Here is a 19049-nt window from a genome sequence, read left to right on the forward strand (position 1 = left end):
GAGGCGTTCGCTCAGGCGTTGCGCTCGGCCAGTTGCGCTTCGAGCTGACGCACCCGCGCTTCCAGCTCCTCGACCCGCTGCAAGGCATCGACTTCGGCGGTGACATCCTTCTGGATGCCGATGAAGTAGGTCAGCTGGTCGCCTTCGTTGAATACCGGCGTGATCGACAGCTCGTTCCAGAACGGCGAGCCGTCCTTGCGGTAGTTGCGGATCACCTGACGGCACGGCTGGTTGCTCTTCACCGCCTCACGGATCGCCTGCAGGCCCGGCTGGTCGCGATCTTCGCCCTGCAGGAAGCGACAGTCGCGGTAGAGAATGTCATCCACGGCATAGCCCGTGAGCCGTTCGAAGGCCGGGTTGGCGTAGATCAGGATGTTGTCGTCGCCTTCCTGCTCGGCAACCACGATTCCGTCGTTGGAGGCTTCGATTACCAGTTGCAACAGCTTGGCATTGATCATGGCGCGGGATCCTGAAGGGGCGTGCGGCGCATTCTAGAACAACTGCGCCCGGCCAAGCGCTTACAGCACACGCAGGAGCGCTGCGAGCGATGTGCTAGTCGACCTGCTTGCGAAAGAACAGCGTGACCTGGCCCAGTTCGACGCCGAATTTGCTCATGAAGGAACGGTTGGCCAGGGTGTTCTCGTCGATCAGGTACATCCAGTCGTCGAAGTCCACCTGATAGACGCTGCCATCCACCGGCAGGCTGAGCACATAGCGCCAGCGCAGCGCATTGCCGGCCACTTCGCCGCGGGCTTCGCCGATCACGTCGGCGGCCGTGCCGCGCCACTGGCCGGGGCTGTCTTCGGTGAGCGTCCAGACGCGTTGTTGGGTGGTACCGTCGCTGTAGCGAAAGCGCTCGTCGAGGATCAGTTTGTCGCCGTCGCGGCTGCCGGTGATTTCGACATGGAAGCGCTTGACCACCTCGCCGGAGCGCTTCTGGAACATGCCCCAAGCATCGACGCGCCCGACGAAGAACGCACGCAGGTCCAGCCGCGGTTCTTCGTTGCGGTAATGCTCGACCTCCACGGCCGTACAGCTGACAAGCAGCAGGCACAGCATCAGCATCAGGGTTCTTTTCATGGCGTTGGATCTCCGCAGGGCAGGGACGTGAGCAGGCGGTCCGCTAGCAGCTTCAACAGGCAGGGCAGCCCGGCATAGACCAGGGCCAGGTTCCAGCCGGCCGGGGAGCCGGGCTGATAGCCGACCCAGGCCAGCAAGGGCAGCGCAAGGCCGGCCAGCGCCAAGGCGAGCTTGGCAAGAAGGCTCCACAGGCCGAAGTAGGCGGCAGTCGAGTCGCGTTGCTTGGCGGGGATGATGTCGGCCAGCAGCGCCGGTGGCAGCGCCAGATCGGCGCCCAGGGCGAGGCCGGACAATACGCATACACCGGCATAGGCCCAGGCGGACCCCGGCTCCAATAACACCGCCCAGATGAAGGCTGCGCAACCGGTGAGCATGCCGAGCCGCCAGCTGCGCCGCTTGCCCAGTCGATCGGCCAGTCGGGTCCAGATCGGTAGCCCGAGCGCACCGCTGACGAAGTACAGCGCCAGGAACAGCCCGGTCAGCGTTGCCAGCTGCAGGCGATCGGCGATGAAGAACAGCGCCAGCGTGGCCGGAATGGCCACCGCTACCGCGTTGATGAAGTACACACCGGCGAGCCGTCGGAACGCCCCGTTGCTTAGCGGCAGGCGCCAGCTTTGTGCATCGCTGCGCGCGACCCGCTGCGGGCGCGGCGCAGCGCGCAGGAGCATCGCGCCACCGAGGCACAGCAGCACGGCGAACGTCAGCGCGAACACGCCGAGCGCGGTCGACATGCCGTACCGCGTCGCCAGCGCAGTGGGCAGCACACTGGCCAGCACCACACCGATCAGCCCGGCGCCTTCGCGCCAGGCCGCCACACGCGTGCGGATTTCAGGCTGGTCGGAAAGCCGCGCACCCCAGGCCAGATAAGTAATGTTGATCAGGCTGTGCAAGGTGTAGGTGAGCGCCAGCAGTGCGCCCAGCCAGCCCGCCAGGGCGAACCTGCCGAGGCTGTCGGGCGGGATCAGCAACGCGGCCATCGCCGCGCTCAGCAGCACGGCCGAACCAGCGAGCAGCAGATTCCAGCCGCGTGCGGAGCGGCGGTCGATCAGCCGACCGAGCCAGGGGTCCTGGACGGTATCGAGCAGCCGGGCGAGAAACAGCACCGTACCGGTCAGCGTCAGGCCCAGACCGAGGTCGGCCGCATAGAAGTTCGGCACCAGCACGTAGATCGGCAGCATCGCCATCGCCAGCGGCAGACCGAGCAGCGCATAGGCGGCGAGCGCCGGGGCTTTCATCGTTCGCCCAGCAGGCTGCGCCGCAGGGCCTGATCGCGGCTGCGCGGGTCGAGCCAGATAGCGAAGAAGGCCTCGGCGAACGCCGGATCGGCGACTTCGTGCTGCAGTCGATCGTTGACGTAGAAGCGACAGCCGCGGCCGGGCAGATAGACGCCGGTGATGCGCTCGCCAGGCTGTACATCGACGAAGGCCTTGTGCATCTGCGCGCGCCAATCGCGCAGGCGTGAGGAGTCTTCCGGTATGCCGGACAGCCGTGCGATTTCCTCCAAGCTGGTACGCACGAAGTCATCGCGGCTGATGGCGCGATGGTAGGTCAGCTCCAGCGCGAACGGCGTCTGCGCTTGCAGTGGCGCTGTCGTGCTCCAGAGGCGCGCGTCGTAGATACGAAATCCGAAGAAGCGCAGTTCTCCCTGGCCAACCAGTCGTGCCTCGGGCACCGCCTCGCGCCAGCTGGCCGAGGCGCCGAGCGGGACAAGCCCGAGCAGGCAGACGAGGAGGAGGCGGCTGACCATGGCCGGCAGCTCAGCGACAGCCAGCCAGCGTGATCGATACCGAGTCGGCGAAGCGCAGCGCGTGGGGCTTGTCGACTTCGACCTCGGCATGGCTGACCGCCGGATGCGCCATCACCAGATCGAGGATTTCCTGGGTCAGGCGTTCGAGCAGGGCGAAACGGTTCTGCTCGACATGCTGGATGATCGCTTTGGTGATGGTGCGGTAGTTCAGCGCGCGGTCGATATCGTTGTCACGCACCGCAGCGACGGCCGGGTAGAGCACGGTCAGGTTGATCAGTACATCCTGGCGGTTAAGGACTTCATCCTCGTTGATGCCGATGTAGGTACGCAGGCGCAGGTCCTTCACCCGGATACGCGCCATGCCGGGTTCCAGCCGCGGCATCACTGCGACCTGCCGATCAGCTGGAGGAATTCCATCCGCGTGTTGCAGGAGTTGCGGAAGGCTCCGAGCATCACCGAGGTGTTCATCACCGAATTCTGCTTCTCGACGCCGCGCATCATCATGCACATGTGCTTGGCCTCGATGACCACCGCGACGCCCGCGGCACCGGTGACTTCCTGGATGGCTTCGGCGATCTGCCGCGTCAGGTTTTCCTGAATCTGCAGCCGGCGGGCGTACATGTCGACGATTCGCGCGACCTTGGACAGGCCAAGCACGCGCCCGGTCGGGATGTAGGCCACGTGGGCCTTGCCGATGAAGGGCAGCAGGTGGTGCTCGCACAGCGAGTACAGCTCGATGTCCTTGACGATGACCATCTCGTCATTGTCGGAAGCGAACAGCGCACCGTTGACGATCTCTTCCAGGCTGCGCTGGTAGCCGCCACACAGGTATTGCATGGCCTTGGCCGCGCGTAGCGGCGTGTCGCGCAGGCCCTCGCGTTCGGGGTCTTCACCCACTCCAAGCAGTATTTGGCGGTAGTGGCCGGGCAGGTCGTTCATGGTGGTTCCTTCAGTCGCCGCTGGCGACGGCAGTGCGCTGACGTACGCGCCAGCGGTATGTGAGTAAACCTATACGAATATTTTTATTTGTACAATAATTTGTACGGCAGATGATTTTTGTACAGGTGCTGGGATGTCGAGAAAGCGAATGTCCTGCGCGGACTTGCGCTTCGCCATGCGTCGCGGTCAGGTCGAGCAGGTCGAACTGCATGGTTTGCGCTGCTGTGGTTACAGTGCGTGGATCGTCGACCGAACTGGTCGGCGTGCGGCGTTTGCCGATGGCGGGCGGACGATCTGGAGCGACCAGGGCAGTCTCAAGCGATTGCTGCGCGGCTGCGGGGTACGCGAGGTGTACTGGTGCCAGCCGGTCAGCCACGACGAAATGATCGGTCGGCCGAGCTGCCTGGAAGCGGAACTTGGGCTGCGGTTGCCGCTTTACGCTGACGACTGAACTTCAGGAGGCCGGCGGTTTTTGCCTGATCGCGCATTGCGCACCGCAACGGCTGGCGCCCTCGGGATGCGGTAGCCACTCCAGGTGCGGTCGGAGTGTGGCAAACAGCGTGTAGGCCAGCCGCAACAGCGGCCGCAGCGGTTTCCAGCCCAAGGGCGCGGCCCATGTGCCGTGTCCGGCGAGGCGCCAGCTCCAGTAGGTGGCATCCACGCCAGTCAGCCAGACGCCACTGGCGCTGCGCGCATGCAGGCGGCGGCGCAGCTGCGACAGATCCTTGCCCAACCCGGCGCAGGAGAAGTCGGCCGCGCTGACATCCACCAGCAGCAGTCGCGCAGGGTCGGCCGTACGCTCCAGCCAGCGGATCTCACGCGCGCAGAGCGGGCAGGCGCGATCGACAAACAGCGTCAACGGCAGATCGGGCGGCATTTCATCGACTCCTGCGTTTGTACAACCTTTGTAGAGGGTATCTGGCGAAATGCTGGGTTACAATCGCAACACTCTTTCCGACCGAGCCGCCCCATGACCGATTCCCACGGCGCTTCGACACTGGCCCCGAGCACGTTCGAGCAACAGGAGCTGTTCCCCATCCGCGAGGTGTGCCGACTGACCGGGATAAATCCGGTCACGCTGCGCGCCTGGGAACGCCGTTACGGGCTGATCCAGCCGACGCGTACCGACAGCGGCCATCGGCTCTATTCGCTGGCGGACATCGAGGCGGTGCGCAACATCCTCGCCTGGACCGAGCGCGGTGTGGCAGTGAGCAAGGTCGGCAGCATCCTCGAGCGCAGCGCCGCGACTCGCGCGGCCGGCGAGGGGCAGCGCCCGACGGCGGTCCAGGAATCGCTCGACGCCGATCGTGGCGAGTGGCAGGGACAGCTGCGCCAGGCGATCAGCGATTTCGACAGCGTTCGGCTCGAACAGCTGTACGGCCAGATCTTTTCCACCTATCCGTTGACGACCGTATTCCACGACGTGCTCCTGCCGGTGTGGCAGGAGTGGCTGTTGCGCCATGAGGAGTTCGGTCGTACCAGCGAATGGCTGTTCCTCGATGCCTTTCTACGCAGTCGCGTGTTGCAGCGCCTGCAGCTCGGGCAGACGGCGGGCGCGCCGGTCGTGCTGCTTGCCGCATTGTCCGCTCAGTGTCGCGAACTGGAGCTGCTGGTGGCCGGCCTGCTGCTTGGCAGCGACAGCCTGACAGTGCGGGTGCTGCCCAGCGGCCAACCGTTGGAGGAGCTGACCCTGGTGTGCGAAAAGGTCCGTCCGCAGGCACTGGTGCTGTACGCCAATGTGCCGCCGAGCGGCGCGCAGGTGCGCCAGCTGAATCGCCTGACATTGCGTCTGGATTGTCCGCTCGCGGTCGCTGGCGAGGGCGCGGCGCTCGCGGAGGACAGCCTGCGCGGCTCGCCGATTGCCAGCCTGGGCAGTGGCGGCCGGCAGATGCAGCAGCGCTTGCAGCAGTTTCTGGCGGGCCGTCTGGATACCTGAAGCGGCGAAGCCGGCTGTACGCAAAAGGCGCCCCGGCTGCTAGTGCGCAAGCAGCATTGTGCTGAGCCGCGAATTCCGCCGATGCTGTGCGTCCTGCGAACTGTTTGCCGACGACATGCCCATGGCCCACCTGCGCTTCGAACCGACCGCTGCACCGCAATGCTTCTCCACTGCCGAAGGGCTGCGGGTGCGTCTGTTGCAGTTGCCTGCCGGGAGTCAGGCGGCAGCGCTGGTGCGAGTGCATGCCGGCGCGCACGATGCGCCGGCAGCCTATCCGGGGCTGGCGCATTTCCTCGAGCACCTGCTGTTTCTAGGTAGCGCTGGCTATCCAGTAGAGGACAGCCTGATGGCCTTCGTGCAGGGTTGCGGCGGCCAGCTCAACGCATCGACCCGCGAGCGGCATACCGATTTCTTCTTTCAGCTGTCGGCCGAGACCTTTTCGGACGGATTGCAGCGTCTGTTCGACATGCTCGCGCGACCGTTGCTCGACCCGGCCGCGCAGCTGCGCGAGCGCGAGGTACTGCAGGCTGAATTCCTCGCTCGCGCGCAGGACAGCGAGACGCTGTGCGATGCCGCGCACGGTATGGCGCTGGATACCGCGCATCCATTCGCCGCCTTTCACGCCGGCAATCGCGCCAGCCTGCCGGTGGAGAGTGCGGCCTTCCAGCAGGCGCTGCGGGCGTATCACCAGCAGTTCTATCACGCCGGTGCGCTCGAACTGCTGGTCGCCGCGCCGCTCGAACCCGCTGCGCTGCTCCGCCTGCTGAAGGCGCCGTACTGCCGGATCGAGGCGCGCGCGCAGCCGTCACGCAGCCTGCCGCCGCTGCATGCGGTGGCACGCAGCGCGCGCTTGCAGCTCGCCAATGGCCGGCCGCGGCTGGAGGCGGCGTTCTGTCTCGACGGCATGCCGCTTGGCAGCGCGGCGGCGCTGGATGCGCTCGCCAGCAGCCTACAGGCCGAGGCGCCGGGTAGCCTGTTCGCGTTGCTGCGCGACCGCGCCTGGATCGATCGTCTGCGCTTGCGCGTGCCGTACTGGCACGCCGACCAGGGCGTGGTGGTGATCGAGTTCGGCCTGACTGCAGAGGGTCTGGCGGCGCGGGCAGGCATCATCGATGCACTGCACAGCTGGCTGTGTTTCCTTGGTCAGGACGCGGTGCTCACGCACCACTGGGGCGAGTACCGGCGCGTGCGCGAGCGCAGCCTGCAGGTAATGCCGCCGCTGGCGCGGCTGCGCCATTGGGTCGAGCCGGAGGCGCTGCTGGCGCATGAGCAGCCGGATACCGTCTATCAGGCGCTACGCGAGGTTGTGGTCCGGTTGCAGAGCGCACCGGCGGTCCTGACGGCAGACCCGCGCCCGGCACCGGCCATCGAAACCGCCGGCTTTGCGCTGCGTATGGCTGCCGAGGAGCTGCCGCCCATTGCGCCGCCGAGCTGGCACTGGGCTCTGCCGGCGGGCAATCCATGGTTATGTGCCCGACCGCTGCCATCGCCGGCGCAAAACGAACCGGCGCTGCGCTGCGTCGGCCCGCTGGATGCCAACGGGCAGGGCGCGCTGTACCTGCACTGGCGCTTCGACGGGGAAAGTCCAGGCGGGTTGTGGCATGTGCTGGACAGCGCGTTGCGCCCGGCGATCCAGGCGGCGCAGCAGGCCGGCGTCGAGCTGCGTTTCGAGGATTTCGGCAATGGCTGGTGCCTGAGCCTGTTCGGCTATGCCGCCGCGTTGCCGGTCATCGCGGACGATCTGCTCAAGCTGCTGAGCGAGCCGCCAGTCGGCGCCTATGTCGACGGCGGCAGGCAGTTCGGCGAAGCCGCGCGGTTGCACGGCGAGGAATTGCTCATTCGCCAGCTGATCGGTCGCCTGCCACGGCTGCTGGGCAGCGCCGATGCTGCCATGTCGGTGCCGCTCGATAAGGCTGCACTGTCCGCTGCCTGGGCGCGGGCGCACTGGCAGGCGCTGGCGGTCGGTCTCGCCCCCGAGCTGAACGACGCGCTGCATGCGGTGCTGGGCGACACGCCCGGCCGGCCTCTGCGCGAGCCGGCTGACGCCACGCAGCCGTGGTACGCAGGGCGCCGCCTCTGGTGGTGTCTGGGCGAGCCTGCCGCAGAGACGGCCGTGCTGCTGTTCTGCCCGCTGCCGACGCGCGACGCCCGCCAGGAAGCCGCTTGGCGGGCGCTGGCGCGGGCCATGGAGAGTGGCTTCTTCCGGCGTCTGCGCAGCGAGCTACAGCTGGGTTATGCGGTGTTCTGCGGCTTTCGCCAGTTCGGCGAGCACGCGGGCATCCTTTTCGCGGTGCAGTCACCCAGTGCCTCGGCGGGGCAGATCGTTGCGCATATCGAGGAGTTCCTCGCACGGCTGAGCGAAAGTCTGGATTCGGACGCCGCGCAAGTGCCGGGCGACAGCGCCCTGGACGATCCGCGTCAGCGCGCCGAGCGCATCTGGCAGGCCTGCCTGGCCGGCCAGGCCACTGACCATCCTGCTCAAGTGGCCGCGGCCATGCGCGAGTTGCGGCCTGAAGCACTGCGTGCCGCGCTCGCCACGCTGCGCAATGCACAGGGTGGCTGGTGCTGCCTGGCCAACGCAGCGGTAGCCGATGCCGACTGGCAGGCGCGCTGACCCTAGGCAATCGCTCTCACTTCAGTAAATGCCTTGCGCCCGAGCCACCGCTCGGGCGCGGCGGCGTGCGCCCGCAACCGGCATGCCAGCACTGACCAGTACCTCCAGCTGCTTTGGGTTTACGACCTAAGCGCTGTTTTCGGGGAGCGGGGGAGCAGTGCTTTGAGACCGAGCCTCGATCCGCGGCCAAAGTACTAGCGTTTCGCCGCTATGGCAGCGTATGTGGCCCCTGATGGCCTTTCGATAATCGCTCCGTCACGACTGCTTGTCGTCAATACAGCGGAGAGCGCCATGCACAACAACAAGAAAGCCGTTTCAACCCTGCTGCCCCTGGCCCTGGCCAGCGCCGTAGCCATGACCATGAGCCAATCGGCCGTCGCCGAAATCGTGCTCTACGATCAAGATGACACCAAGTTTTCCACCGATGGCTACTTCAACACCTTCTACGTCAACAGCGACGTGGATCGTGACGGCGAGCAGTTCGATCGCCGCCAGTCGCGGGTCAAGATGGGCTTCCTGCCCAACTGGATCGGGTTCAACTTCACCAAGCAGGTCGGCGATCTGAAGCTGGGCGGCCGCTCCTCGTTCTGGGTGACGATCAACGACAGCGACACCAACGGCACCGAAACCGGCATCGACGTTCGTCAGTTCTACGCCACCGCCGCCAACGAGCAGTGGGGTGAGGTGCTGTTCGGTAAAGACTTCGGTCTGTTCTCCCGTTCCAACATCCTGCTCGACGAGATGCTCAGCGGTTACGGGCAGGTCAGCGATGTGCTGGGTCTGGTCGACGGCGGCGGCGTGTCCTTCGGCAACATCGGTACCGGCTACCCGTATCCGTTCCCGACCTCGCAGATCACCTATCGCTCGCCTGAGATGAACGGCCTGCGTATCGCCGCTGGCATCATGGATCCGGTGGACACCACCGAGGACACCAGCAAGGCGCTCAGCAAGGCCTATCAGGAAGCGCCGCGCTTCGAGACCGAGGTCACCTACCAGTTCGATCTGGGCGGCACCAAGTTCTACACCTGGATCAACGGCATGCAGCAGAGCTCGGACAACACCGATAGCACCGTTGAAGAAGTTGATTCCAAGGGGCTGGGTTACGGTATCCAAGCCAAGATGGGCAACCTCTCGCTGACCGCATCCGGCTTCCAGGCCGAGGGTATCAACCCGTTCTTCACCAACAACGCTGGCGAAGCGCTGCTGCGCGAAGTCGACAGCGACGGTTACCTGCTGCAGGGTTCCTACCGCTTCGGCAAGAACCGCTTGGCCCTGTCCTATGGCAAGACCAAGGACGACGGCAACGGTCTGGGTAGCGAAGCCGAGTACGAAACCCGCGGCGTGGCGCTGTTCCACAGCATCAACGACAACCTGACGCTGGTTGCCGAGCTGAACCAGTTCGAGATCGCCGGCAAGGATGATCCGACTCTGGACGAAGACACCCGCACCTTCGCGGTCGGTGCTGCACTGAGCTTCTAAATGCAGGATCAGGGTGCGAATGACAGTCGAACCGTAGGTCGCTCCATTCGTTGCATGGCAGTGGGCTCGTCGTCGAGCGTACGACCCACGCCCTGACGGTACGGCGTCACGTCGCTACCGACAATAAGGCTGGTACCCACGCAGGGGCCGGCCTTTTTGCTGATCGGCGCGGCAACTTCGCGCCTCAGCCGCAAGTGCCAGTCTGCCGCACGGGCCACTCGATGCATCCGCCGCAACGCGCTGCGTTGTTTCGCCGCGCTGCTACCTAGGCAGGCCTTTTCCGGTACTCAAGTAGCATTTTCGTACCCAAAGCCCTACCCAAGAATGGGGTCAATCCGATTCGGTGGTGCGGGAGTGTGGTGCGTGAGTGAACAGCAGACGGAGGTGATTCGCACGGCGATGTCCGAAGCCTGCCAGGCCGAGACGGTCGCGCAGGACCTGGCACGCCAGCTGATGCATCCGCATCTGGGCTTCGTGCTGTTCTTCTGCTCGGCCGAATACGACCTGCCGGCGCTGGGCGATGCGCTGCGCCAGTACTTCGGCGGGGTGCGCCTGGTCGGCTGCACCACGGCCGGGGAAATCACCGCTCAGGGCTACAACCGCAGCTGTGTCAGCGCCATCGGCTTCGATCACCGCAATTTCTCCATCGCCTGCGAATTGATCGACGAGATGGAGCGCTTCGGCTTGGTCGAGGCGCAGCAGCTGGTGGAGCGCCTCGGCAGCGATTGTCGCAGCAATTCGCTGGCTCCGATCAAGGACCACAGCTTCGCCCTGACGCTGCTGGACGGCCTGTCGAGTCGCGAAGAAGTGGTGCTTGCCGCACTCAGTGCCGCATTCGGCAGCATTCCGCATTTCGGTGGCTCGGCCGGCGACGACAACCATCTGACCGACACCCACGTCTACTACGACGGCAAGTTCCACAGCGGCGCGGCGATCGTGGTCCTGATCAACACCTGGCTGGATTTCGAGGTGTTCACCACCCATCACATCCTGCCGCGCAGCGAGAAGCTGGTGGTGACGCGCGCCGACAGCCACGGCCGGCGCGTGTACGAGCTGAATGCCGAGCCGGCCGCCGAGGAGTATGCGCGGCTGATCGGCGTGAACGTCGCCGATCTCGACCATCGTCTGTTCGCCGCGCATCCGCTGGCGGTGCGCATCAACGATCAGTATTACGTGCGCGCCATCCAGAAGGTCAACGACGACCTCAGTCTGACCTTCTACTGCGCCGTGGAGAACGGCATCGTGCTCACCGCCATGCAGCCCGGGCCGCTGATGCCGAACCTGGAGGCGCTGTTCCAGCGGCTGGAGCAGCGGCTCGGGCCACCGTTGCTGACCATCGGTTGCGATTGCTTCCTGCGGCGTCTGGAGATCGAGGCCGCCGGCACCAGTGAAGAGACTTCGGCTTTTCTCCGACGCCAGCAGGTGATCGGCTTCAACACCTACGGAGAGCAGTTCAATGGCATGCACATCAACCAGACCTTCACCGGTGTCGCCATTGGCCGCCCCGGCGGACGGGGCGGTCGCTGAGCTGCTGAGCCGGCAGGCCGAGCTCGAACGGGAAAACCTCAAGCTCAAGCGCATCAACGCCGCGCTGATCGAGCGCGTCGAATCCGGCGGCGCGGGACGCGATGCCTCCTATGCGGCATTCCAGCATTCGGTGGAGCTGGCCGAGCAGGTGCGCGAACGCACCGATGCGTTGAATCAGGCGATGGCCGAGCTCAAGGGCAGCAACCAGTTGCTCAGCGATGCGCGATTGCGCGCCGAAACTGCCCACCAGAACCTGGTCGACGCCATCGAAAGCATCTCCGACGCCTTCGTGCTGTTCGACAAGGACCAGCGCATCGTCCTGTTCAATCGCCGTTTCAAGTCGCTGTGGAGCCGCACCCGTGCGCGCATCAACGCTGGCACCCGTCTGGCCGAGGTGCGGCGGATGGCGGAAAGCACCGGGTTGATCGTCGAGGAGCATCGCGGCAAGGGTGACGAACCCACCGTCTATCGGCTGCACAACGGACGCTGGGTGCAGGTCAGCGAGCGACCGACCCGCGAGGGCGGCCTGGTGATGCTCTACACCGATATCACCGAGGTGAAGGTCAGCGAGACCATGCGCCGCGAGCAGGCGCTGGCGCAGAAGTCGCGGCTGCTGCAGCGCGCGGTGGACAATCTGTCCCAGGGCGTGGCGATGGTCAGCGCAGAGGGGGCGCTGGAGCTGTGGAACCGGCGTTTCCTGGAAGTCTGCGGGCTGGCGCCGATCGAGGCGCATCGACCGTTCGAGGAGGTGATGGCCGACAGCGAGCTGCGCCTGCTGACGCCCAACACGCGCGATGCCAACGGCCGGCCGATGCGCGAGCTGGAGCAGCGCATGTTCGACGGTCGCATGCTGGAAATCCGTACCCATGCGCTGCCCACCGGCGGCTTCGTCAACACCTTCACCGACATCACCGAGCGCTATCGCCACGCCGAGGCGCTGCGCCAGAGCGAGCGCTGGATTCGCCTGATCACCGACCACGTGCCGGCGCTGATCGCCTACGTCTCCTCCGACCTGACCTACGAGTTCACCAACAAGGTCTACGAGGAATGGTACCGCTGGCCCAGCGACGGCATGCTCGGTCAGTGCCTGCGTGAGGTGCACAGCGGCGAGCACTGGCGCCAACTGGAGCCGTACATCGACCGCGCGCTGTCCGGCGAGAGCGTCAGCTTCGAGATGGCCGAGCGCAACCACGCCGGCCAGCAGCGCTACATGCTGCGCTCCTACGTGCCGAACCGGCTGGCCAGCGGCGAGGTGGCCGGTATCTTCGTGCTGATCCAGGACATCACCGACCGCCGGCGTACTGCCGAGGCGCTGCACCAGGCCTACCAGAACCTCGAACAGCGGGTGCGCGAGCGTACCGCCGAGCTGACCAGCCTCAACGACCAGCTGTTGCGCGAGATCGAGGAGCGCAGCCAGGTCGAGGCGCGCCTGCGCGAGGCCAAACGCGAGGCGGAGCTGGCCAACCTGTCGAAGACCAAGTTCCTCGCTGCGGTCAGCCACGACCTGCTGCAACCGCTGAATGCCGCGCGGCTGTTCACCAGCGCGCTGCTGGAGCAGCCGACGACGTCCAGCGGCGGGCTGATCCGCAACATCAGCAACTCCCTGGAGGACGTGGAGAACCTGCTGGGCACGCTGGTGGATATTTCCAAGCTGGATGCCGGCGTGATCAAACCGGATATCGCGCCGTTCGCCGTCAGCGAGCTGTTGGAAAACCTCGCCCTGGAGTTTCGCCAGCTGGCCGGTTGCGAACAGCTGCAGCTGGATTTCATTCCCTGCTCGGCGCTGGTACGCAGCGACATCCAGCTGCTGGCGCGCATCCTGCGCAACCTGCTGACCAATGCCATCCGCTACACGCCGCAAGGGCGGGTGCTGCTCGGCTGCCGTCGGCGGCGCCAGAGCCTGTCGATCGAGGTTTGGGACACCGGCGTCGGCATCGCCGAAGACAAGCTCGAGGAGATATTCCAGGAGTTCAAGCGTGGCGACGGCGTGCGGCCGAATCAGGATCGCGGCCTTGGTTTAGGTCTGGCCATCGTCGAGAAGATTGCGCGCATGCTTGGCCATCGTATTCAGGTGGGCTCGCGGCTCGGACATGGCTCGCGCTTTGCCATCGAGGTTCCTTTGGCGCGTCGCGCGCCCAAGGCGCGGCCCGAGCCGAGCACCGCGGAGCTGGCCCTGGAGCGCTTGCAGGGCGCGCGCGTGTGGGTGCTCGACAACGACACGGCGATTTGCGCCGGCATGCGCACGCTGCTCGAAGGCTGGGGTTGCGTGGTCACCACGGCGCTGTCCGAGGAGGACCTGGCGCGCCAGGTGGACAACTTCCACGCCGAGGCCGACCTGCTGATCGCCGATTACCACCTGGACAACGGCCACACCGGCATCGACGTGGTCACCACGGTCAACGACCGTCGCGCCAGCCCGCTGCCGGCGCTGATGATCACCGCCAACTACAGCAACGACCTCAAACAGCAGGTGCGCGAACTGGGCTACATGCTGATGCACAAGCCGGTGCGGCCGATGAAGCTAAAGACCGCCATGTGCCACATGCTGGAGCACGGCCAGGCCGGGTGATTACAACGGCTGGGCGGCGCCGCCGCACCGCCGATCCTCCATGTCTGCAGCGCACCCTCGCGGTGTTCTGCTGTCAGTTGCACGGGGCGCCGAAAAACCGGGCGTCCATGTGCAGCAGCCGAGGACCGTTTCATGTTCGGATTGGAAGCACTCGACCTTGCGCGAATCCAGTTCGCCTTCACCATCTCGTTCCACATCATTTTTCCTGCGATCACCATCGGCCTGGCCAGCTACCTGGCGGTGCTGGAAGGGCTGTGGCTGAAGACCCGGCGCGAGGTCTATCGCGACCTGTACCACTTCTGGCTGAAGATCTTCGCCGTCAACTTCGGCATGGGCGTGGTTTCCGGCATCGTCATGGCCTACCAGTTCGGCACCAACTGGAGCGCCTTTTCGGAGTTCGCCGGCAGCGTCACCGGGCCCTTGCTGACTTACGAGGTGCTGACGGCCTTCTTTCTCGAGGCGGGCTTCCTCGGCGTGATGCTGTTCGGCTGGAACCGCGTCGGTCCGGGGCTGCACTTCTTCTCGACGGTGATGGTGGCGCTCGGCACGCTGATCTCGACGTTCTGGATTCTCGCGTCCAACAGCTGGATGCACACGCCGCAGGGGCACGAGATCATCGACGGCATCGTGGTGCCGGTGGACTGGCTGGCGATCATCTTCAATCCCTCATTTCCGTACCGCCTGGCGCATATGGCCACGGCCGCATTCCTCGCCACGGCATTCTTCGTCGGCGCCTCCGCCGCCTGGCACCTGCTGCGCGGGCGCGACAATCCGGCGATCCGCACGATGCTTTCGATGGCGATGTGGATGGCTCTGCTGGTGGCGCCCCTGCAGGCGGTGATCGGCGATCTGCACGGCCTTAATACGCTGGAACATCAGCCGGCGAAGATCGCCGCGATGGAGGGCCATTGGGATAACTCCTCCGGCGAACCGACGCCGCTGCTGCTGTTCGGCTGGCCGGACATGGAAGCCGAAGAAACCCGCTACAAGGTCGAGATTCCCTACCTCGGCAGTCTGATCCTGAAACACAGCCTGACCGAGCCGATCCCGGCGCTGAAGGACTTTGCGCCCGAGGATCGCCCGAACTCGACGGTGGTGTTCTGGTCGTTCCGCATCATGGTTGCGCTGGGGCTGCTGATGATTCTCACGGGTATCTGGAGCCTGCTGCTGCGCCGCGGTGATCGCCTCTATCACTCGCGGGCGTTCCTGCGGCTGGTGTTGTGGATGGGCGCGTCCGGTCTGCTGGCATTGCTCGCCGGCTGGTTCACGACCGAAATCGGCCGTCAGCCGTGGGTGATCTACGGGCTGATGCGAACTGCCGATGCGGTGTCCGCGCACAGCGCCGGGCAGCTGGGGTTCACCCTGGCGTTGTTCGTCGTGGTGTATTTCGCGGTGTTTGGCGTGGGCATCGTCTACGTGCTGCGACTGGTCGCCAAGGGCCCAGAGGTCAACGAGGGGCGCGAGCAGGGCATCGGCGGCGCGGGCCAGCCGCGCACGCCGATGCGGCCGATCTCGGCGGCCGACGAGGCGCTGGACGAACAGGGCGGCGATCAACTGGGGCAGGGGAATTGAGATGGGTATCGATCTTTCACTGATCTGGGCGGTGATCATCATCTTCGGGATCATGATGTACGTGGTGATGGATGGCTTCGACCTGGGCGTCGGTATTCTCTTTCCGTTCGTGCCCGGGCGCCGCGATCGCGACGTGATGATGAACACCGTGGCGCCCGTATGGGACGGCAACGAAACCTGGCTGGTACTCGGTGGCGCCGGGCTGTTCGCGGCGTTTCCGATGGCCTATGCGGTGGTGCTGTCGGCGCTGTACCTGCCGATCATCCTGATGCTGATGGGGCTGATCTTCCGTGGCGTCGCCTTCGAGTTTCGCTTCAAGGCCAGCGAACGCCGCCAGCACATTTGGGATAAGGCTTTCATCGGCGGCTCGCTGACGGCGACCTTCTTCCAGGGTGTGGTGCTGGGCGCATTCATCAGCGGGCTGCCGGTGGAGGGGCGTGCATTCGCCGGCGGCGCGTGGGACTGGTTGACGCCGTTCTCGCTGTTCTGCGGGCTGGCGCTGATCGTCGCCTACGCCTTGCTCGGCTGCACCTGGCTGATGATGCGCACCGGAGGTGAGCTGCAAAAACGCATGCACGACCTGGGCGTGCCGCTGGTGTGGGCGGTACTCGCGGTTACCGGCATCGTCAGCCTGTGGACGCCGCTGACCCACCCGGACATTGCCGAGCGCTGGTTCAGCCTGCCCAATCTGTTCTGGTTCATGCCGGTGCCGATCCTCGTGCTGCTCTGTGCCTTCGGCCTGCTGCGCGCGATCCGCCGCTACGCCAGTTTCACGCCGTTCCTGCTCACGCTGGCGCTGATCTTCCTGGGCTATAGCGGCTTGGGCATCAGCCTGTGGCCGAACATTATTCCGCCGTCGGTGAGTATCTGGGACGCCGCCGCGCCGCCACAGAGCCAGGGCTTCACGCTGGTCGGCGCGCTGCTGATCATCCCGCTGATCCTGATGTACACGGCCTGGAGCTACTACGTGTTCCGCGGCAAGGTCAGTGCCGAGGACGGTTATCACTAGGAGGTGGTCATGTCTGGTATGGAGCAGAAGACGTTGTGGCGGCGTCTGGCCTGGCTGGTGCTGCTCTGGAGCGGCAGCGTGTTGGCGCTGGCGGTGGTCGCCTGGCTGTTGCGCCAGGCGATGCAGGCGGCCGGTTTGAGTGCGTGAGCGAAGGCCTGTGCACTTCGTCGGTGCGGGCAGCACCCCGCGCGGACGTCATCGTTCCTTCATCTGCGGCTTATAGCTTGGTTGGCACGAGGCTTGATGCGAATCCGCATGAGCCATTTCTGCAGACTGGAGCCAGAACGATGGACGACTACCAGGACGAACTACTCGAATTGCGTGCCGCCGAACAGGATTGCCCAGACGCCAGTGAAGACGCCGTCGAGCTCTGATCAGGGCAGCTGACGCTGGGCGCGGCGGTACGCGCCGGGCGTCTGCCCGGTCCAGCGGCGAAACGCGCGCTGAAAGGCTTCGGCCGAGGAAAAGCCGAGCAGCCAGGCTATTTCGCCGAACGCCGAATCGGTGTCGCGGATATAGGCCATCGCCAGATCGCGCCGCGTGTCGTTGAGAATGTCGCGGTAGCGGGTGCCTTCCTCGTGCAGCTTGCGCCGTAGCGTCCAACTGGGCAGCTGCAGACGGTTGGCGATCTGCTGCAGGTCCGGCTCCTGACCCTTGAGCAGTGGGCCGAGCACCTGGGTGACGCGCTCGCGCAGGCTGCGCGTGCGCGTAAGGCGCGTCAGTTCGGCCTCGCAGAAGGCCAGCAATTGCCGCCAGGTTGCCGGGCAATGCTCCGGGTTGCGCAGGGCGAGCGCCGCCTGATCCAGATGCAGTTCGTTAGCACTGGCGCCGAACGCCACGGCGCGGCCGAAGAGCGCCTCGTAGCAGGCGGCGTAATCGGGGGCGGGAAATTCGATATGCACGGCGGTGGGCAACAGGCGCTCGCCGGCCAGCCTTTGCAGCTGGGTCAACCAGCTGGCCAGGACGGTGTCGACCACGAAGCGGTTGAACGCGTTGTACGGACTGATCGAATAGAAGCGCAGCCAGGCGCCGCTGGCGTCTTCGTGAAAACTGGAGCTGCCGCGGTAGTTGGATGCGTACAACGGTTCGAAGCGGATCAGCGTGCGCGCCGCTTCACGCACGTTCGGCGCCTGGGCCGCGGTGATGCCGGCCAGACCGAGGTGGCTCGGCAGGCGCAAGCGACCCATGTCCAGACCGAGCGCTGCATCGCCGGCCAGCTGGATGGCCGCGTGACCGAGGCGCATGTAGCGCGGAATCGACAGCCGCCCCTGTGGCTCGGCGAGGCGCTCGGCGTCCAGTCCGTACCCAGCGAGCAGCAGTCGCGGGTCCAGGCCGCGCTCGCGTAGGGCTTCGCCCAGACTCAGCGTGAAGCTGACCGAGAGATCGCCCAGCCGCACCGGCTGTGCTTTGAGCGTCACCGTTGCAACCACAGATTGGTCAGCTGCACCGGCGTGCCGTGCAGGTTACGCGCCGGCTTGCGCGGCGAGCCGAGCAGGTTCCACGGCACGCCGAGCGTGCGCACCGCCATGTAGGGGCGCTGGTCCGCGGCGATGCCGGGGGCCTCGGAGCAGGCTTCGGCCCAGTCGTCGCGTGCGCCGGGCACAGCGAGCAGCACAGCGTCTGCCGGCGGAGCCTCGTGATAGGCGTCGCAGCCGATCAGCACCGCCAGCGGGCCGGCCGGCGTAGCCAGCGTCTGCCGCTGGATATGATCCGGCGCCGCGCTGTAGCGCCGTTCGTAGCGACCCAGTGCGCGCTTGTATTGCAACGGGCCGATCGGCTGGCCGGAACGGTCGAACGTCAGGCTGATCTGGCGCAGCGGACCCTCGCCGACTCGCAAGCGGCCCTGTTCCAGCCGCGGTTCCGGCAACACGATGGAACCGGCCACCAGGGTGACGCCGTAGTGCGCCGCCAGCTCGCCGAAGATCGTCTGATAGGCCTCGGCCATCCGTTTCGCCTTGAGCAGCAGCACCGCCTCGGTGCGCCGGTCATCCCTCTGCCGGTTGCCGGTCAGCGCGCGCAGGTAGCGGCCAGGATTGCTCAGCGCCGTCCACTGCATGGCATCTCGCAGCGTGCGCGCCTGCTGCACTTCGGGCTTTTCACCGAGCGCGAACAGGCCGGTGCCGACATGCTCGGGCAGCACGACGATGGTTCGTGGATTGAGCAGGCCGGCGTCGCGCGCCTGATCGAGGTAGGTGGCGAACTTCAGCCGCAGCCGCTGCGGGCTCTGATAGTCGGCCGGCTGCAGCCGCGTCTCGATGCCGAGCAGGTTGCCGTGGTCACCCGGCACGCCGACGCTGTGGATCGGCAGTGTGCGCAGGTCGGAGAGCAGCGGGCCGCTGCGCCGGTCGCCGGTCCAGTTCAGGTAGAGGGCCAGGCCGGTCAGGGCGAGCAGCAGAAGTACCAGCAATTTCAGATAGACGCGCATGAGTCGGATCGGCTTGGGGCAGGCGATCAGACTAGGCAAGGCTGCCGGGCTTGCCAACCCTTTTGCGCGAAGTGATCAGGAACTTGTCACTTTTGATCATTGAGCGGGTGAATGGCTGTGGTTATCGTCGCTGCACATCGACTGCGTCCCAC

At 65.7% G+C, this 19049-nt stretch carries 19 protein-coding genes; 10 read left to right on the forward strand and 9 right to left on the reverse strand.

Annotation, left to right across the window (positions count from 1 at the left end; genetic code table 11):
- Positions 1–11: 11 nt before the first annotated feature.
- The 6 genes from HU825_RS13765 to folE all read right to left on the reverse strand — a co-directional run bounded on the left by HU825_RS13765 (position 12) and on the right by folE (position 3766).
- The gene (locus HU825_RS13765; protein WP_234302252.1) at positions 12–458 is read right to left on the reverse strand and encodes a PAS domain-containing protein; all 447 of its coding nucleotides are present in this window, start codon (positions 456–458) and stop codon (positions 12–14) included.
- Positions 459–552: 94 nt separating this feature from the next.
- The gene (locus tag HU825_RS13770) at positions 553–1080 is read right to left on the reverse strand and encodes a DUF3833 domain-containing protein (RefSeq protein WP_102828525.1); all 528 of its coding nucleotides are present in this window, start codon (positions 1078–1080) and stop codon (positions 553–555) included.
- Entirely contained in the window at positions 1077–2315 is a 1239-nt protein-coding gene (locus tag HU825_RS13775) for an MFS transporter (RefSeq protein ID WP_234302253.1), read from the reverse strand. The genes HU825_RS13770 and HU825_RS13775 overlap by 4 nt, the downstream gene beginning before the upstream one ends.
- Positions 2312–2827, reverse strand: a complete 516-nt coding sequence (locus tag HU825_RS13780; protein WP_043298479.1) for a chalcone isomerase family protein — start codon at positions 2825–2827, stop codon at positions 2312–2314. The genes HU825_RS13775 and HU825_RS13780 overlap by 4 nt, the downstream gene beginning before the upstream one ends.
- A gap of 10 nt (positions 2828–2837) precedes the next feature.
- Positions 2838–3209, reverse strand: a complete 372-nt coding sequence (folX, locus tag HU825_RS13785; RefSeq protein WP_234302254.1) for a dihydroneopterin triphosphate 2'-epimerase — start codon at positions 3207–3209, stop codon at positions 2838–2840.
- Positions 3209–3766, reverse strand: coding sequence for a GTP cyclohydrolase I FolE (folE, locus tag HU825_RS13790; protein ID WP_008568790.1), 558 nt, complete (start codon positions 3764–3766; stop codon positions 3209–3211). The genes folX and folE overlap by 1 nt, the downstream gene beginning before the upstream one ends.
- A 148-nt stretch (positions 3767–3914) precedes the next feature.
- Between folE and HU825_RS13795 the strand changes: the two genes are divergently transcribed.
- Complete coding sequence (locus HU825_RS13795) at positions 3915–4217, forward strand: DUF6482 family protein (protein ID WP_175415031.1); 303 nt, start codon at positions 3915–3917, stop codon at positions 4215–4217.
- Between the two features lie 3 nt (positions 4218–4220).
- On the opposite strand, the gene HU825_RS13800 is transcribed toward HU825_RS13795, so the two are convergent.
- Entirely contained in the window at positions 4221–4643 is a 423-nt protein-coding gene (locus HU825_RS13800) for a thiol-disulfide oxidoreductase DCC family protein (RefSeq protein ID WP_234302255.1), read from the reverse strand.
- Positions 4644–4736: 93 nt separating this feature from the next.
- On the opposite strand from HU825_RS13800, the gene HU825_RS13805 reads away from it, so the two are divergent.
- The 9 genes from HU825_RS13805 to HU825_RS13845 all read left to right on the forward strand — a co-directional run bounded on the left by HU825_RS13805 (position 4737) and on the right by HU825_RS13845 (position 16846).
- Positions 4737–5702, forward strand: a complete 966-nt coding sequence (locus HU825_RS13805; protein WP_043298484.1) for a MerR family transcriptional regulator — start codon at positions 4737–4739, stop codon at positions 5700–5702.
- A gap of 121 nt (positions 5703–5823) precedes the next feature.
- Positions 5824–8316, forward strand: a complete 2493-nt coding sequence (gene pqqF, locus HU825_RS13810) for a pyrroloquinoline quinone biosynthesis protein PqqF (protein WP_234302256.1) — start codon at positions 5824–5826, stop codon at positions 8314–8316.
- A 291-nt stretch (positions 8317–8607) separates the two neighbouring features.
- Complete coding sequence (locus HU825_RS13815; RefSeq protein ID WP_234302257.1) at positions 8608–9795, forward strand: porin; 1188 nt, start codon at positions 8608–8610, stop codon at positions 9793–9795.
- A 363-nt stretch (positions 9796–10158) separates the two neighbouring features.
- Positions 10159–11322, forward strand: coding sequence for a nitric oxide-sensing protein NosP (nosP, locus tag HU825_RS13820; protein WP_043298488.1), 1164 nt, complete (start codon positions 10159–10161; stop codon positions 11320–11322).
- A complete protein-coding gene (gene nahK / locus HU825_RS13825) occupies positions 11252–13891 on the forward strand; it encodes a hybrid sensor histidine kinase/response regulator NahK/ErcS' (protein ID WP_077683321.1) in 2640 nt (879 codons plus the stop codon). The genes nosP and nahK overlap by 71 nt, the downstream gene beginning before the upstream one ends.
- A 132-nt stretch (positions 13892–14023) precedes the next feature.
- Complete coding sequence (locus HU825_RS13830) at positions 14024–15463, forward strand: cytochrome ubiquinol oxidase subunit I (RefSeq protein WP_234302258.1); 1440 nt, start codon at positions 14024–14026, stop codon at positions 15461–15463.
- A 1-nt stretch (position 15464) separates the two neighbouring features.
- Positions 15465–16472, forward strand: coding sequence for a cytochrome d ubiquinol oxidase subunit II (gene cydB, locus HU825_RS13835; protein WP_234302259.1), 1008 nt, complete (start codon positions 15465–15467; stop codon positions 16470–16472).
- A gap of 18 nt (positions 16473–16490) precedes the next feature.
- On the forward strand, positions 16491–16619 hold the full coding sequence (locus tag HU825_RS13840; protein ID WP_077683320.1) for a DUF2474 domain-containing protein: 129 nt from the start codon (positions 16491–16493) through the stop codon (positions 16617–16619).
- Positions 16616–16846, forward strand: coding sequence for a hypothetical protein (locus HU825_RS13845; protein WP_156714362.1), 231 nt, complete (start codon positions 16616–16618; stop codon positions 16844–16846). The genes HU825_RS13840 and HU825_RS13845 overlap by 4 nt, the downstream gene beginning before the upstream one ends.
- Here HU825_RS13845 and HU825_RS13850 read toward each other — a convergent pair whose 3' ends face one another.
- Positions 16847–17890 carry an AraC family transcriptional regulator gene (locus tag HU825_RS13850; protein ID WP_234302260.1) on the reverse strand — a complete coding sequence of 348 codons (1044 nt, stop codon included), beginning with the start codon at positions 17888–17890 and terminating at the stop codon, positions 16847–16849. It abuts the gene before it with no gap.
- Positions 17887–18897 carry a carbon-nitrogen hydrolase family protein gene (locus tag HU825_RS13855; protein WP_234302261.1) on the reverse strand — a complete coding sequence of 337 codons (1011 nt, stop codon included), beginning with the start codon at positions 18895–18897 and terminating at the stop codon, positions 17887–17889. The genes HU825_RS13850 and HU825_RS13855 overlap by 4 nt, the downstream gene beginning before the upstream one ends.
- Between the last annotated feature and the right edge of the window lie 152 nt (positions 18898–19049).

The organism is Pseudomonas phenolilytica (assembly GCF_021432765.1).
Taxonomy (GTDB): Bacteria; Pseudomonadota; Gammaproteobacteria; order Pseudomonadales; family Pseudomonadaceae; genus Stutzerimonas; species Stutzerimonas phenolilytica.

Bases quoted from the DNA above. Each gene is read 5' to 3' on its own strand.
- HU825_RS13765 (WP_234302252.1), bottom strand. From the start codon at position 458: ATGATCAATGCCAAGCTGTTGCAACTGGTAATCGAAGCCTCCAACGAC.
- HU825_RS13770 (WP_102828525.1), bottom strand. From the start codon at position 1,080: ATGAAAAGAACCCTGATGCTGATGCTGTGCCTGCTGCTTGTCAGCTGT.
- HU825_RS13775 (WP_234302253.1), bottom strand. From the start codon at position 2,315: ATGAAAGCCCCGGCGCTCGCCGCCTATGCGCTGCTCGGTCTGCCGCTG.
- HU825_RS13780 (WP_043298479.1), bottom strand. From the start codon at position 2,827: ATGGTCAGCCGCCTCCTCCTCGTCTGCCTGCTCGGGCTTGTCCCGCTC.
- folX (WP_234302254.1), bottom strand. From the start codon at position 3,209: ATGCCGCGGCTGGAACCCGGCATGGCGCGTATCCGGGTGAAGGACCTG.
- folE (WP_008568790.1), bottom strand. From the start codon at position 3,766: ATGAACGACCTGCCCGGCCACTACCGCCAAATACTGCTTGGAGTGGGT.
- HU825_RS13795 (WP_175415031.1), top strand. From the start codon at position 3,915: ATGTCCTGCGCGGACTTGCGCTTCGCCATGCGTCGCGGTCAGGTCGAG.
- HU825_RS13800 (WP_234302255.1), bottom strand. From the start codon at position 4,643: ATGCCGCCCGATCTGCCGTTGACGCTGTTTGTCGATCGCGCCTGCCCG.
- HU825_RS13805 (WP_043298484.1), top strand. From the start codon at position 4,737: ATGACCGATTCCCACGGCGCTTCGACACTGGCCCCGAGCACGTTCGAG.
- pqqF (WP_234302256.1), top strand. From the start codon at position 5,824: ATGGCCCACCTGCGCTTCGAACCGACCGCTGCACCGCAATGCTTCTCC.
- HU825_RS13815 (WP_234302257.1), top strand. From the start codon at position 8,608: ATGCACAACAACAAGAAAGCCGTTTCAACCCTGCTGCCCCTGGCCCTG.
- nahK (WP_077683321.1), top strand. From the start codon at position 11,252: ATGGCATGCACATCAACCAGACCTTCACCGGTGTCGCCATTGGCCGCC.
- HU825_RS13830 (WP_234302258.1), top strand. From the start codon at position 14,024: ATGTTCGGATTGGAAGCACTCGACCTTGCGCGAATCCAGTTCGCCTTC.
- cydB (WP_234302259.1), top strand. From the start codon at position 15,465: ATGGGTATCGATCTTTCACTGATCTGGGCGGTGATCATCATCTTCGGG.
- HU825_RS13840 (WP_077683320.1), top strand. From the start codon at position 16,491: ATGGAGCAGAAGACGTTGTGGCGGCGTCTGGCCTGGCTGGTGCTGCTC.
- HU825_RS13855 (WP_234302261.1), bottom strand. From the start codon at position 18,897: ATGCGCGTCTATCTGAAATTGCTGGTACTTCTGCTGCTCGCCCTGACC.